This is a genomic window from Kineococcus glutinatus (genome assembly GCF_039542765.1).
Classification (GTDB): Bacteria; Actinomycetota; Actinomycetes; order Actinomycetales; family Kineococcaceae; genus Kineococcus_A; species Kineococcus_A glutinatus.
Window position 1 is genome coordinate 1 of record NZ_BAABIL010000767.1, and the last position, 583, is coordinate 583.

The window sequence follows — 583 nt, forward strand, 5'->3', positions numbered from 1 at the left end:
CTTCGCCGACGAGGTGACGCGCGTGGCGCGGGAGGTGGGCACCGAGGGCAAGCTGGGCGGGCAGGCCGACGTGCCGGGCGTGGCCGGGACGTGGAAGGACCTCACCGACTCGGTGAACTCGATGGCCGGGAACCTGACGAGCCAGGTCCGCAACATCGCCCAGATCGTCACCGCCGTCTCGCGCGGGGACCTCACGCAGAAGATCACCGTCGACGCGGCGGGCGAGGTCGCCGCGCTGGCCGAGACCATCAACGACCTCACCGACACGCTGCAGGTGTTCGCCGAGCAGGTGACGACGGTGGCCCGCGAGGTGGGCACCGAGGGCAAGCTGGGCGGGCAGGCCGACGTGCCGGGCGTGGCCGGCACGTGGAAGGACCTCACCGACAACGTCAACGGCATGGCCGCGAACCTGACCGCGCAGGTCCGCGACATCGCGCAGGTGACGACGGCGGTGGCGCAGGGCGACCTGTCGCAGAAGGTGTCGGTCGACGTGCGGGGGGAGACGCTGGAGCTGAAGTCGACGATCAACACGATGGTCGACCAGCTGTCCAGCTTCGCCGACGAGGTGACGCGCGTGGCGCGG

1 protein-coding gene is annotated in these 583 nt (G+C 71.2%); it reads left to right on the forward strand.

The genetic code is table 11. The annotated features are described in order from the left end of the window. The coding region (locus ABEB16_RS21175) for a HAMP domain-containing protein (RefSeq protein ID WP_345714159.1) at positions 1-583 on the forward strand (583 nt) is incomplete at both ends.